Raw genomic sequence first — 14,580 nt, 5'->3', positions numbered from 1 at the left:
CTTATGAGTGTTAATATTAAAATCAACAACGCTGTGAAGCGCTATGGTGATAACACCATTCTTTCCAACCTTTCAGTTGATATCAAGGAGGGTGAATTCTTCACCCTCCTTGGTCCATCTGGATGTGGAAAGACAACGTTATTAAGAATGATTGCAGGGTTCAATACCATTGAAGGTGGTACCTTTGCCTTCAACGACAAAATCATTAATGATATGCCCCCTGCTAACCGTAATATTGGAATGGTATTTCAGAACTATGCGATTTTCCCGCATTTAACGGTTTATGAAAATGTTGCATTTGGATTAAAAAATAGAAAACTTGATTCTCAAACAATTGATAAAGCTGTTAATAAAATGTTAAAAACAATGCAAATCGAAGAATATAAAGATCGTATGCCTGAAAAATTATCAGGTGGACAACAACAACGTGTCGCATTAGCGCGCGCAATCGTTATTGAACCGGATGTATTGCTTATGGATGAGCCATTAAGTAACTTAGATGCTAAATTACGGATTGATATGCGAACCGCAATTAAAGAGATTCAACAATCTGTTAATATCACTACCGTATATGTTACTCATGATCAGGAAGAAGCAATGTCTGTTTCAGATCGTATTGCTGTAATGGAAGGTGGCGATATACAACATATCGGTACACCTCAAAATATCTACCAACGTCCTGCAAATATATTTGTTGCAACCTTTATCGGTCGCTCAAATATCTTAAACGGACACATCACAAAAGAAGATAACAAAGTAAACCTACAGTTAGATACAGGTGATGTAATTCCAATGGATACAAACAACTTTGTAGACAATATTACCCCGCAATCTGTACAAGTATCTATTAGACCTGAAGAATTTGTCATTTCCAAAGATCGAAGTTTCCTAAAAGGTACCATTAAAACAACTATTTTCTTAGGTCTAAATACTCACTACTCAGTTCTCTTAGAGAACGGTCAAAGTGTAGATATTGTTGAAGAATCAGCAATTAATCATCTTTACGAGGAAGGAGAAGTCGTTTCTCTCGATGTTAAGATTGGTAAAATTAATATCTTTACGGAAGACGGATCACGTAACCTCATTAAAGGTGTGGTAAACGATAATGATTAATTATTTCAAAAAATTCGATTTTTGGAAAGGATCAACGTTATTTATCTTCGCTTTATACTTAATATTCTTCTTATATCCTATTGGTAATCTTCTTGTCAAAGCAATCTATGACCCTGCATTAGGTGGGTTTACAACGCAACATTTTGCTAAGTTTTTTGGACAAGGTTATTACCTTCAAACCATTACAAACAGTTTTAAAGTAACTATCGTAGCAACAATCCTTACACTTGTTATCGGTGTGCCACTTGCATACTTTCTAACGATGTATAAGGTGCGCGGTAAAAAGTTTATCCATATCATCATTATCTTATGTTCGATGTCAGCACCTTTTATCGGAGCTTATTCATGGATTTTACTTCTTGGACGTAATGGTCTAATTACTAAGTTTTTTGCAAATACAATTGGGATTGCCCTTCCGGATATCTATGGATTCGGTGGAATACTCCTTGTATTAACACTGCAGCTCTTCCCACTTGTTTATTTATACATATCCGGTGCTTTAAAGAGTATTGACAATACCCTTATTGAAGCTTCTGAAAGCATGGGAATTACAGGTGTAAAACGTTTCTTCAAAGTTATTCTGCCACTCATTAAACCCACGATCTATGCTTGTGCCCTATTAGTATTCATGCGTGCATTTGCTGATTTTGGGACGCCAATGTTAATTGGTGAAGGATATCGTACCTTCCCACGACTCATCTTTGATGAATTTATCAGTGAAGTGGGTGGAGATGCTGGTTTTGCTGCCGCAATCAGTATGATTGCAATCGCATTAACAACAGTATTCTTCCTCGTTCAACGCTGGTTATCAAACCGTAATCAATTCTCCATGAGTGCACTTCATTCAGTAGAACCTAAAAAGCTTAAACCACTTCAAAGTTTCTTTGTGCATCTTTTTGTTTATGGTTTTGTTGGCTTAGCATTTATGCCGCAACTGTATGTATTTTACACATCATTCCTCAAGACTTCTGGTTTAATCTTTGTGGATGGCTATTCATTAGACAGCTATCGTACCGCATTCTCTAAACTGGGTAATAGTATTCGAAATACCTTTGTTATTCCTGGTATTTCGCTCGTTATCGTTATTATTCTCGCTGTTATCATCGCCTATATTGCAGTCCGTCGTAAAAATGCAATGACGGCAGCACTGGATACAGTGACCATGATTCCTTATATTATTCCGGGTACAGTTTTAGGGATTGCACTGTTAACAACGTTTTCACACAAACCTATTAAAATTGCAAGTACAATGTTAATCATGATTGTTGCTTTAGTTGTACGGCGTCTGCCCTATACCATTAGATCATCAGTCGCAATTCTCTCTCAAATCTCTGTAAGCGTCGAAGAGGCTGCGATTTCACTTGGTTCCAGCAACGTTAAAACCTTCTTTAAAGTTACGATGCCAATGATGAAAAATGGCGTTATTTCCGGAGCAATTCTTTCCTGGGTAACGATGATTTCTGAATTATCCACAGCAATTATTCTTTACACAGGTCGCACCGCAACCCTAACCGTATCCATTTATACACAAGTTATTCGTGGTAACTACGGTGTTGCTGCTGCACTCTCTGCAATTCTATCTACGCTCACAATTATTTCGCTTCTCATCTTTATGAAACTATCAAAAGGAAAGGATGTAACCATGTAGATAATACATGTTATGAAAGGAAGGTTTAACGACCTTCTTTTCGTTTATAATTAGTATATGAAACGACAAATAAACACATTTGAAGATAAAATTAAACAGACGTTTATAAAATATGGCCATATTCCTTTTCTTATCATGGTACTGGTACTCGTTTGTTTTTTTTCCTATGAATATGCATTTCGAAATATATTCATGAGTTCACGTGCACAAAAAGAAATCGAAAAACAGATAACTGTATTAGAAAGCACCCTCAATGAACACATTGATGAAATCCAAGTTTTAGCGAAAAGTTCCAATTTTATCCCAGAACAATCCGTTTTATACGAAAACTACTATAAAAGTGCGAATGCTACCAGTCTGTCCTTACAAATGGCCATTTTAGATTCTGACTTAAAACCCGTTTTTATCACCTTACCTTCAATGTATGTTTCGGAATATCAACGAACATTTAATCAAATCTACACTTCTCGACTAAATCAAGAACATTTGACCCTATCAACAACACAGATTCCGGTCCTTTCGCAAGCGCATCATACGCTCGTTTTTGGACGTGATATCGTGGACCAGAACGATCGCACATTTCATGTGTTATATTATGTTGATCCCGATTCGTTTGATATACTCCTTCAACACAAAACAGTTCCTAACATTGTTGTGACGGATCAATTTGGGTATGTTGTCGCCACAACGTCGCCAAAATTTATTGGCTCAATTTCCCGTTTTAATCCAAGTAGAGAACGAAATATTCTTCTCAACGAAACGCCATACCGAGTTCGGTCAAGGTCTTTACTTCAGAATAATTTATGGATTCACACGATTTCACCACACGACTCCTTCCTTAAAAACTATAGTTTGCTCATCATTTTTATGATAGCGACCGGAATCTTTATGAATCGGGCTAACAAAACAGTTGCACAACGTGTAGGTAGAGAATCCAGTGCATCCATTGAAATTTTGATGAATGGTATTGAAAAGCTAATTGATGGTGATTTAAGTTATCAGGTAGAAATTAACACCAACGATGAATTTGAATTACTTGGGGATGCATTTAATATTATGGCTCAGCGGCTCAACGTGGCATTTGAAGATAATCGTGAACTTACCGACCTGAAAAACAAAGCTCAGATTAAACAACTTGAGGCCCAATTCAACCCTCACTTTCTCTATAATTCACTTGAAACAATCCGTTACTTAATTGATTACGACCCAAATACAGCTCAAAAGTTGATTCTAAATATTACAAACTTATTGCGTTATAGTATTGATGATCACGATAATTATGTTCAGCTTGGTGATGATATTTTATATGTAGAGCGCTACTTAGAAATCAATAAGATTCGATTGATGGAGCGGTTTGATTACGATATAGAAATTGATGCTGAAATTAATAATTTACGGATTCCTAAACTTTTAATTCAGCCGCTCATTGAAAACTCTATTAAACATGGCTATAAGGATAAAGGTTATCTTAAAGTCTCAATTATAGGTTCCCAAGATGAATCAAATATTTATCTTGATGTAAATGATAACGGAAGTGGCCTTGAAGCAACAACCCTTAACCAAATTGTTGCGATGAAAGAAAACCCACAAATGGATGGTAATTCATACGGTATTCGAAGCATTATCAAGCGGCTCCATCTCATTTATGGACCAGGAAGTCACCTTAATATCGAAAGCAGTCTATTGGGAACAAAAATTAGATTGGTGATACCGAAAGGAGAATTATATGATAAGAGTTTGCGTGATTGAAGATGAAGCAATCATTCGTAAAGGATTAATTGCCTCCGTCGATTGGGCTCATCTAGACTGTGAAGTTGTTGGAGAAGCCTCAAACGGTCAAGAAGGCCTAAAATTAATTGAAAAATTAAGCCCCCAAATTATTATTCTTGATATAAATATGCCGATAATGGATGGTATAGAATTACTCGAATTGCTGCCCAAAGATACTTATAGTATTATCGTTGTTAGCGGATATTCAGAATTTGAATATGCGCAAAAAGCAATTGCATTTGGTGTCAGTGAGTATGTTTTAAAACCTGTAGACCATCAAAAGTTAGTTCAAGCAATTATCCACGCTAAAAAGGACTTATCGATACGACAAGCGTTTACTACGATTAGTGCAAATCAAGATGATCAATTTGATGTTTTAAATATTTACCAACCTGTAGACTCCATGAGTCTTAATCAATGTCTCGTTTATATTAAAGATAATATTAATTCCAAAATAGTATTGCAAGACTTAGTTGCACTTACAAACAAAAGCACAACCTCGCTTAACAATCGCTTTCAACGTGAATTAGGATGTAGTTTTAATGAATACCTTAATAAATATCGAATCCAGCGAGCGATTGACTACATTAAAACACTCCAATATCATCTCTATGAAATATCAGAAATGACCGGATTTAGCGATTATAAATATTTTAATTCTGTATTTAAAAAGATTGTCGGGGTGCCCCCTAAAATTGTAGAAACGCACTATTTGCGTCACTCAAAAAGAATTTTGTAAACCAGGAGGTTTTCAATATGGGAATAACCGTAAAAGATATTTTACAGCTAGACTGTTTTCGCACAACTTCGCTACATAGTCACGCGGATAATAACATCATCACTTCCGTTGGTATTTTCGACTACGAATTTGATTTAGACCAAACAGATGATTTCTTTGAAGGTGACTTTATTCTAACCAGTGCCTATTTTGCTAAGGACGATTATGACAAATTGGATCAAATAATTCGTATAATGGCGGAAAAGAAAGTCGGATGTCTGGCTATTAAATCAGTATACTTTGATTCCTTACGACCGGATACACAACGTTTTTGTGAGCAACATCACTTTCCCGTACTTTTTCACGATAAGTCTATCTATATGGAAGATATCATCTTTTCGATTCGTGAATTACTGCAGAACAATGCTTTAATTTCAAGTTCACAATACACATTGGAACAATTTATCGAAACAAAAAGTTATGAGCAAGCTCTAAAACTCTACCAAGAGCTTAAACTCAAAGGTGAAGGCTGCGTAAGCATTTTGTATCTAGATCATATCGAACCACAGCAGGAACACCGCATTATAAAAAAAATACGTAACATTAAAGAAGCCTATTTTAGTTATTTTAAAACGGGTTTGCTTTGTATTATGACCTATGATCACCTAAGTGAAAATGTATTTTTAAAAACGTTACAAAAAATCTTACAACAATTGGAGTATGAACACCCTTTAAAAATCGGAAGTGCACAAGGAACTTTAAGTTGTTCTGGGTTACAGCATACAATACGTGAAGCTTATTATGCTTGTATGGTGGGGGAACAACCCATTACATCATTTAAGAATATGCCCCTTAATCGTTTGTACACGCACATTACCCACGACCCGATTGTCAGTGTTGTTGCACAAAATTTTATTGATTCATTAAACCAACACGATTTTGACTTAAATACAGAATACGCACTAACCTTAAAAACCTATTTTAACGCTGAGTTTAGCATTGAAAAAACTGCAGTCAAGCTTCATCAACACGCAAATACAATTCGCTATCGTATTCATAAATTCCATCAAGATATGTATCCGGACCTTTCAAACCACGATTTTCAAACACTGATTTCTATTAGCTTTAATTATCTTCAATTGAAACAGCTTGGATTATAATTTATCCAAAAATATCCAGGATATCTTGAAATTTATTCAAAAGAGATTTTGTTATAATGCAACTAGAAAGAGGTGTATTATGACAAAATTTACAATTCTTAGTAGAGAACATACACAACATGTTGTGGATCTTCTCTCTGTAATTAATGATATCGAACAAGTCTATTTGATGAAGCATCACGGAAGTGGCACATTGATGCCAATGATTTTCCATGAATTTAATCCGGGTGTGGCCGATATGGATATTAAATCTGGCACACTTACTGAACGACATGTCTTTGGTTCAAAAATGGTTGCTTGGTTTGGAGATAATGCCGCAAAGGGATTACCAACTCTTACCGGAATCATTTCACTTTATGATCTTGAAACTGGAATGCTCAAAGGAATCGTAAATGGCGATTACATTACGGGGATTCGTACTGGTGCTGCTGGAGCAATTGGTTCCAAGCACCTTGCAAATAAGGATGCTACCAAGCTCTTATTGGTCGGTACGGGACACCAATCACGTTACCAAGTTGCCGCCCATCTCGCATCGCTTCCACAACTCGAAGAAATCATGGTCTATGATCCAATGGGGCTTGAACATGCCGATGCATTTGTATCTTCAATTTCTGATATTCTCAACACTGAATTTCTCAGTAAATATGACTTTAATTCCGCAAATTATAAATTACTTCAAGAACGTTTTGATGTAACCTTTACACCAATCGATAATCTCGAACAAGCCGTTCGCTCCGCTCACATTATTGTAACTGCAACACCTTCTCGTAAGGCACTGATCCAAAAAGAATGGGTACAAAAAGGAACCCACTTCAGCTGTATGGGTTCGGATATGTCGGGAAAACAAGAAATCGACGAAACGATTTTTGGGGCATGTACCCTTGTTGTTGATGATATTGGACAAGCCTTGAATGTCGGTGAAATTGAAACTGCATTAAAAGAAAACATTCTCAAAAAAGAAGACGTAACAACTGAAATCGGTGCGGTCATAGCAGGCGATGTCTTAGGACGTCAATCTCATGACGACATCACCGTCTTTGATTCAACCGGTATTGCCCTTCAAGATCTTATCGTTGCAACTACTGCATTGGAACAAGCCGAGTTGATGAACGTCGGTCAAAAAGGAGATATTTAATGAAAATAAAAGACTTTGGAGTGGAAATTTATATGAACAAGTATGAAACACAAGCCGTTTACAATCTAGCAGAAACGTGTGTTTCGTCCTTCTATGTTGAAGAATTCCTTGATTTCTTAGGAGATAAAGAAGCCATGATTCAAACCTTACTCGAAAAACGGCTGAGTTATGGTGATATAGAAGGCAGTCAAGCTCTTCTCGAAGGAATCGCATCGCTCTATAATAATCTTTCCATTCATAATATTGTTCCTACTCATGGAGCAATTGGTGCTAATAATATGGTGCTTAATGCGATTGTGGAACCCGGAGATGAGATTATTAGTGTCATCCCAACTTACCAACAACTTTATTCAATTCCTGAGTCAATTGGCGCAACCGTGCACTTATTGCCTTTAACCTATGAGGACAAATTCCTCCCCAATCTTGATGTATTGAAAACGATGATGAACCCGAACATTAAACTTGTGTGCATCAACAATCCCAATAATCCTACTGGTGCCGTGATGGATGAAACATACCTTCAAGCCATCGTGGATATTGTGAAACCCTACGGAAGTTATATCCTTTGTGATGAGGTTTATCGCGGTTTAACACATGAAGGAAATAATCTTACCACTTCAATTATTGATCTATATGATAAAGGCATCAGTACCTCCAGTATGTCCAAAACGTTTAGTTTAGCAGGAATACGCCTGGGCTGGATCGCTGCACCGGATGCAGTAATTCAAGAAGTGTTAATCCACCGGGACTATGACACGATTAGTTGTGGTGTCATTGATGATTACTTTGCAACCCTTGCCCTTCAAAATAAATCTCTGATTTTTGAACGAAATTTAAAAATCGTACGTGAAAATGTAAAGATTTTGACGGACTGGGTAGCACATGATGATAACTATGATATCATTCCACCTAAGGGAGGCACCACAGCTTTTATTAAAATGAACTTCGATCTTCCTTCCCATGACTTCTGTGTAAACCTTCTAAACGATACAGGCGTTTTAGTGTTACCAGGTAGTGCTATGGATATGGAAGGATATATTCGAGTTGGTTATGCATATGAAACAGAAGCTCTTAAAAAAGGACTTGAAATCATCTCTGCATACACGAAAACGTGTTTAGCAAAATAATTATTTTAGAAAGTGTTGATGAACTTACAGTTTATTAGCTCTTTTTTTAATTTAGCCGTCCGCGCTATAAAAAAGGCTGTCAACATGTGTCAACAGCCTTTCAATAGTTCCTTATTTATTCGTTTTCTTTTGATTCTTTATTCAATCTCATAATGACATATCCAATACATGTTAGTAAAAGCGCAGACACCATTGCGAAGCTCGATGTGTACTGCCCTGTATTTGGTAATGTTTTTTCTTTTTGATTCATTTCTTTTTGATTCATTTCTTTTTGGTTAATTTCTTTTATTTTCTTCTCACTAAGTACTTTTGAAGGCGCACCCACTTCAATCGGTGTTCCCACCGCTTCTTGAATTGTAACCGGAACACTGTGTTCATCCTGATGAACTCCAAATATTACTGTAAACATTCCTGCTTCTTGAACAAGTGTTTCGGGTGTCTTCCATGTCCATCCTGTTGGTAAAGCTAGAGAGGCTAAAGCTTGTCCTTTTTCAATTTTAAGTTTATACGCATCCGGAAATACTTGTTTCGAAATCAGAAGTGTTGTTGCTTGACGTGCAACCGGTGTACTCATATCTTGAGTTAAATCAATACCTTGAGGCGTTGCGCTATAATGTATATTATACGTTCCCTCAGGTAATTCGGATATTAAGGCAGCTTCATCCATACCTTGAACAAGCAATCTCACATTTGAATTACCACCACTTGGATTAAACATCGGCGTATCCTCTATCGAGAAGTCCAAATCATAACCTTCAATCGTTGTAATCCCTTCAAGAGGATTTAAGCTGCCGCCTTGCATCATCGATAGAGGTTTCACACCATCAAGTTTCGGTGCTCTTGCATAATAAACTTGTGCAGCTTGTGCTTGCGCTTCAGTTTGTTGATAGGATACCGAATCAATCACAAATTCCGTACCCGAAAGATTTTCACCAACAGGTCCTGGCCAAGCCCCACCCATTGCGAGATTAAGTTGAATGTATTGTGGCTTATTAAAGATTTCTTTAGCAATTGGATCTTGACCATAAGGTACAGTACGAACGATTTCATCGTCTACAAACCATTCCAATGCATCTTCAGTCCAATTCAACGCAAAGGTATGAAATTCATCATTAAAATTACCTTGAGGAATGGTGTGAGCCGTTCCGTTTCCAGAGAAGCGACCAACATGATCTTCAGTTGGTCCGTAATGTACTGTTTGGTAAACAGTACGGTTGCCATGGGTCCCATCACGATCTTCACCGATTAATTCCATAATATCAATTTCACCGGTACTTGGCCATCCACGACCTTGTTCTGATTTAATTTTACCATCTAACGTAAAATCCGCACCCAAGGTCCAAAAAGCAGGGAAAGCGCCCCTTCCTTTTGGAAGTTTAGCACGAATTTCAAGCTTACCGTATAAGAATTCACGTTTCCCATGAGTTCGGATGCTTCCTGAATTATAGATAACATTTCGAGATGCATCGCGTGGATGAAGGTATTGGTCATCAACATCACGATCTGTTGCACGTAAGACAAGATTCCCATCACGTATGAAAACATTCTCAGGATTGTTTACATAGTGTTGTTGTTCGATGCCTCGTATTGACCCCAATTCATAATCCCAGTCCTTCATGTTTAACGTTTCTTGATCGAAATCATCACGCCAAACTTCTGTAAAAACTTGTTTAGGTTGATCTGCTTGAGGCAGAGTCTCTCTCGTTACCAAAACCTGATCAATATAAGCATTTGATTGTTTTGTTTCTTCCTTTTCAGACCACTTAACAAGTTGAATTAACGCCTCTTCGTGGGTTCCTGAATTAAATGTATAACTAACTTTTTGCCATTCTGTCGATGTAACTGCTTGATCAACGGTTTGTCCATTATCCAAAGTAATCACAGCACCTTGTTCGTTATTAGACCAAAATCTACCAGTAAAAATGGCATCCGCACCTTTAACATCAACTTTTGCATAAGCACTAACATGGTATTTCGTATTGGGTTCAAGTTTGATTACTTGACCTATAAATCCATTCGCAAAGTTTCCGGAAATTGCAGTATTTGGTACTACCCCTGCATAGTTACCATCATAAGTTATTTTATTTTGGACTTCTCCTTTATTACGCAGGGTCCAAGCAGTACCCCCTTGTTCAAAATCCCCATCTTTTATAACATTCACAACATCTTTTTCAAGTGCTGAAATAGACGTCATGGATAAAGCTAATACCATCAATACTGTAACGATAGTGTTTAAACCTTTACGCATTTTAAGCTCCTTTATAAATGTTTTTTAACGATTTACTGAACGGGCACATGATGAGAGGGTGTGTCGTATTCCACGAATCGCTTGCCCGATTGCAAAGATATTTTCTACGGGAGCAAGACCAGCATACCCAGCATCACCAATATGATGGATATCCACGCCGCAAATTTTATTTTGAATTGAAATTTGCGCAATTATTTCCGGTGTCGATCCTTCTTGACTGGTACCAATAGCGCTCATAACCAAAGTATCGCGTTCATGTGCAAATTGCACGATTGCTTTCAAAGCCTCAGCATCAAAGCCTGGAACAGTTCCAACAGCTGGGACGAGAATAATATCGGCACCTGCATTGATAAATATTTCGACCGTTTCCAAATCAATAATTGGGCCGACAACTCCGGCTCCATGCATTTTTCCCGCAATAATCAGACCTGAAAACATTTCTTTCGCAAGCGAAATGGTTGATGCAATTGCTTCATTGGTAACGCCTGTTCCAGGGTTTCCGGTAAAGCAAACAAAATCAAAATTCAAACGCTCAATTTCTTGAATCGTTTCAACCGTAGCTTGACGTCCTAAAGTTATTTCAAAACGTGATTCTGTCATTTCCGCATTTTGATCGATAGGTTCAAGGTTAACACCTATCGGTACACCAACCAACCTATGGAGTTCATCTACAAAGTTTTTTTCTTTACATTCGATTGCAAATAAATCCGGATTAAACACATCAACCCCATTGAGTAAAATTAAATCTGCACCACATGCACGCGCAATCTCAGAGTTACTAATATCCCCTACAAAGCTTTCGCGAGCTGCGTAGTTTTCCGATAAAACTACGCGTCCCTCACTCGCTTTAATACTTTGTTTAAGTTCTTCAGCAGTCATATCTAAAATATCACTGGTATTTGCACTAATTAATCGTTTCATTATGTCACACTTTCTATAATATATTACTATTCTGCCGTTTCTTCTGCTTTGAATCCTTTTTCAACCATTGCAAAGAATGGTAAGTATAACAGGATATCGATAGCGATAAGGATAATTTGTAAGAGCGATCCACGTACACTACCTGTTGTTAAGAAACCACTGATTACGGGTGGCATTGTCCATGTTGCAACAGTACGTGTTAATGGAACAAGACCTGAAGCCATGGCAAAGTATGTAATTAACGCATTAACCATTGGTGCTAGAATAAATGGTACAAGAAGTAGTAAGTTAAGAACGACTGGAATACCAAACATTGTAGGTTCATTGATGTTAAAGAGTCCAGGTACAACGGTAATTGGAGCAAGTGCTTTAGTGCGTAAACTTGTATTTTTCTTACGTGCGTAGTATGCAATTGCAAGGACTAGACCAATGGTAGCTCCACCACCACCGATGTATACAAAGTTATCCATAAATGGTTCCGTAATAATATGTTGCAATGTTTCACCAGCTTGGTATGCAACACGGTTTGCATCTAAGTTTGTAATCCAAATTGGCTTCATAATTGAGTTAACAACATGTCCACCATGAATTCCTAAGAACCAGAAAATACTGTTAAATGCGACAACTATTAAGGTTCCGAAAATATTATTTCCTAATAATCCAAACGGTTTTCCAAGAACAACGGCTGCAATATCATGTAAGTTTGGTAAACCAAATTTATCAAGTAATCCAAAGATCGTTAACCACATTGTGATAATAACGGCACCTGGAATAATTGCACTGAAACTTTTAGCAACTGCCGGTGGCACCGTATCGGGCATTTTAATTTCGATTTTATGATTAATAAACCATTGATAGATAAGCCCACTGATTAATGCAAGTATGATAGCGACAAAGAGTCCGCGTGCACCGATCAATCCGATTGTGAGTCCCGCACCTGTTTCCCCTTTAACAAATGGTGTGACAACAATAAATGCGGATAAGGCAATAATTCCGGCTGAGATTCCATCTGTATCATGTTGATCTGCGATACTATAAGCAATCCCAAATGCAGAAATTAATCCTACTAAACCAAAGCTACTGTCAACACCTTTCCAAAGGTATCCAGCAACACCAATATCCCCTAACCATGCTTCCCATCCCGGTACTGGGAAACTTGCAATAACCATAAAAATAGAACCGATAATGATTAATGGCATTGAAAGTGTAATACCATCACGAATCGCAATTAAAAATTTATTACTAGATAGCTTTGCAGCAACTGGTAAAACTTTTTCTTCTAAAAACTCTCCTATTTTATTCATAATATCCTCCTCTTTTGGTTATAATATAGAACAATTAGGTTAAGAATGTGCGCAATATCTCGATAATTAATTATTTTATATTACCAACTACCTACACTATAGACCACTTCCGCTGTAATGTAAAGCCTTACATTTTAGAATTGTGTCATTTAGATTAAAATTTAGCCATTAATGATTACAAATAATAATTAATAGGTTACAATGGTAACAATGGAGGTGGAATATGCAATTAAGTAAAGCAAAAACAAAACAAACAGCTTTAATTCTTGATTTACTGTACTCAAAAGGCCCGCTTTCACGCATTGATATTTCAAAAAGTTTGGGGATTACTCCAGCCACCGTCAGTGATTTAACGCAACACTTAATCAACGATCACCTTGTATGCGAATTGGGTGAAGATATGGATAACACACGCGTAGGCCGTCGCAAAATTTTACTTGGCTTAATGTCCGGTCATTCTTACTATCTCGGTGTTGAACTTTTTGAGCACTCGTTCACGCTGGCACTGTCGGATAATCTCAATGAAATTTTAGTTGAAGAAGCCTTTACGTTGGCGAAAACCGACCCTGTGCGACACGATTTTCTGGTTCAAACCATGAAACAATTTATAAAACAACACGATGATTATCCCATTACAAGCATCGGTATCGCCATCCCTGGTCATTACGACGGATCGTCATCTCACATCCTTACCAATAACCACGCTTGGTGTGATTTTTCGCTCGATTATCTAAAAGAACATTTGGATTATCCCGTATTTTTTGAAAATAACGTTAATGCGATGGCAATTCGCGAGCGTTTGTTTGGTCATGACAAGACGGATGCGAATTTCTTATTCCTGCATTTTCGTCGCGGTATTTTCTGTTCTTATGTTTATCAAGGCGACCTTTATGCTCGGAACAATTACTTTGTGGGGGAAATTGGTCATCTTGTTGTAAACCCTTTTGGAGAACAATGTGAATGTGGAAAAGTAGGTTGTCTTCAGACTTATGCCAGCCAAACTTGGTTGCTTCATAAGGCTTCGTTACTGTTGAACAGTTCCGCAAATACATATCTAAAAGAACTTGTAAGTACTTCTAACGAGCTCTCAATGGACATATTATTACAAGCCTATCACTTGGGCGATTCTGCCGTCATTCAATTGCTTGAAAACGCAATTAATTTCTTGGCAATTGCACTCAATAATATCATCGTTACGCTTGATACAGATATTATTTATCTACATGGACAATTGTTTGATGATGAACAATTGGCAGCGTTACTGTTAAATAAAATTCGCGAACACGATTCAGAGTTTATTTCACGCCAAATGATTCAAAAAGAAATCAAACCGTATTCTAAACTCAATGGTGCACGTGCTGCATGCGCACTTGCAATCAGCGAAACGTTACTTCGCGACTAAAAAAAGAGCCACTGGCTCTTTTTTTATATTTTTA

At 37.3% G+C, this 14,580-nt stretch carries 11 protein-coding genes; 8 read left to right on the top strand and 3 right to left on the bottom strand.

The genetic code is table 11. The features are described from left to right. Positions 1 to 3: 3 nt before the first annotated feature. From B096_RS0106715 to B096_RS0106685, 7 genes are all read left to right on the top strand, one after another. A complete protein-coding gene (locus B096_RS0106715) occupies positions 4 to 1,113 on the top strand; it encodes an ABC transporter ATP-binding protein (RefSeq protein WP_018579979.1) in 1,110 nt (369 codons plus the stop codon). Beyond that, positions 1,106 to 2,761 carry an ABC transporter permease gene (locus B096_RS0106710; protein WP_018579978.1) on the top strand — a complete coding sequence of 552 codons (1,656 nt, stop codon included), beginning with the start codon at positions 1,106 to 1,108 and terminating at the stop codon, positions 2,759 to 2,761. Before B096_RS0106715 ends, B096_RS0106710 begins: the two co-directional genes overlap by 8 nt. A gap of 57 nt (positions 2,762 to 2,818) precedes the next feature. Next, positions 2,819 to 4,510 (top strand): sensor histidine kinase, encoded by a 1,692-nt coding sequence (locus B096_RS0106705; RefSeq protein WP_018579977.1) that lies wholly within the window; start codon positions 2,819 to 2,821, stop codon positions 4,508 to 4,510. Beyond that, positions 4,488 to 5,270: a response regulator transcription factor gene (locus B096_RS0106700; protein ID WP_018579976.1), complete on the top strand. Its 783-nt coding sequence runs from the start codon at positions 4,488 to 4,490 to the stop codon at positions 5,268 to 5,270. Before B096_RS0106705 ends, B096_RS0106700 begins: the two co-directional genes overlap by 23 nt. Positions 5,271 to 5,287: 17 nt before the next feature. Beyond that, positions 5,288 to 6,409 (top strand): PucR family transcriptional regulator, encoded by a 1,122-nt coding sequence (locus tag B096_RS0106695; protein ID WP_018579975.1) that lies wholly within the window; start codon positions 5,288 to 5,290, stop codon positions 6,407 to 6,409. Positions 6,410 to 6,488: 79 nt separating this feature from the next. After that, the gene (locus tag B096_RS0106690) at positions 6,489 to 7,544 is read left to right on the top strand and encodes an ornithine cyclodeaminase family protein (protein ID WP_018579974.1); all 1,056 of its coding nucleotides are present in this window, start codon (positions 6,489 to 6,491) and stop codon (positions 7,542 to 7,544) included. Continuing rightward, positions 7,544 to 8,671: an aminotransferase gene (locus tag B096_RS0106685; RefSeq protein ID WP_018579973.1), complete on the top strand. Its 1,128-nt coding sequence runs from the start codon at positions 7,544 to 7,546 to the stop codon at positions 8,669 to 8,671. Before B096_RS0106690 ends, B096_RS0106685 begins: the two co-directional genes overlap by 1 nt. A gap of 115 nt (positions 8,672 to 8,786) precedes the next feature. Here the strand turns inward: B096_RS0106685 and B096_RS0106680 are convergent, their stop codons facing one another. Genes B096_RS0106680 through B096_RS0106670 form a run of 3 tightly spaced genes read right to left on the bottom strand, consistent with a single transcriptional unit; the run spans position 8,787 to position 13,144 of the window. After that, positions 8,787 to 10,919: a family 16 glycosylhydrolase gene (locus tag B096_RS0106680; protein ID WP_018579972.1), complete on the bottom strand. Its 2,133-nt coding sequence runs from the start codon at positions 10,917 to 10,919 to the stop codon at positions 8,787 to 8,789. Positions 10,920 to 10,943: 24 nt separating this feature from the next. Further along, positions 10,944 to 11,843 (bottom strand): DUF7916 family protein, encoded by a 900-nt coding sequence (locus tag B096_RS0106675; RefSeq protein ID WP_026254146.1) that lies wholly within the window; start codon positions 11,841 to 11,843, stop codon positions 10,944 to 10,946. A gap of 23 nt (positions 11,844 to 11,866) precedes the next feature. After that, entirely contained in the window at positions 11,867 to 13,144 is a 1,278-nt protein-coding gene (locus B096_RS0106670; RefSeq protein ID WP_018579970.1) for a PTS sugar transporter subunit IIC, read from the bottom strand. Between the two features lie 223 nt (positions 13,145 to 13,367). Here B096_RS0106670 and B096_RS0106665 point away from each other — a divergent pair, with 223 nt between their 5' ends. Continuing rightward, positions 13,368 to 14,546 (top strand): ROK family transcriptional regulator, encoded by a 1,179-nt coding sequence (locus tag B096_RS0106665; protein WP_018579969.1) that lies wholly within the window; start codon positions 13,368 to 13,370, stop codon positions 14,544 to 14,546. The last annotated feature ends 34 nt before the right edge of the window (positions 14,547 to 14,580 follow it).

This window comes from Erysipelothrix tonsillarum DSM 14972, assembly GCF_000373785.1.
GTDB classification, from domain to species: Bacteria; Bacillota_I; Bacilli_A; order Erysipelotrichales; family Erysipelotrichaceae; genus Erysipelothrix; species Erysipelothrix tonsillarum.
This window is presented reverse-complemented; position numbering and strand designations above follow the sequence as displayed.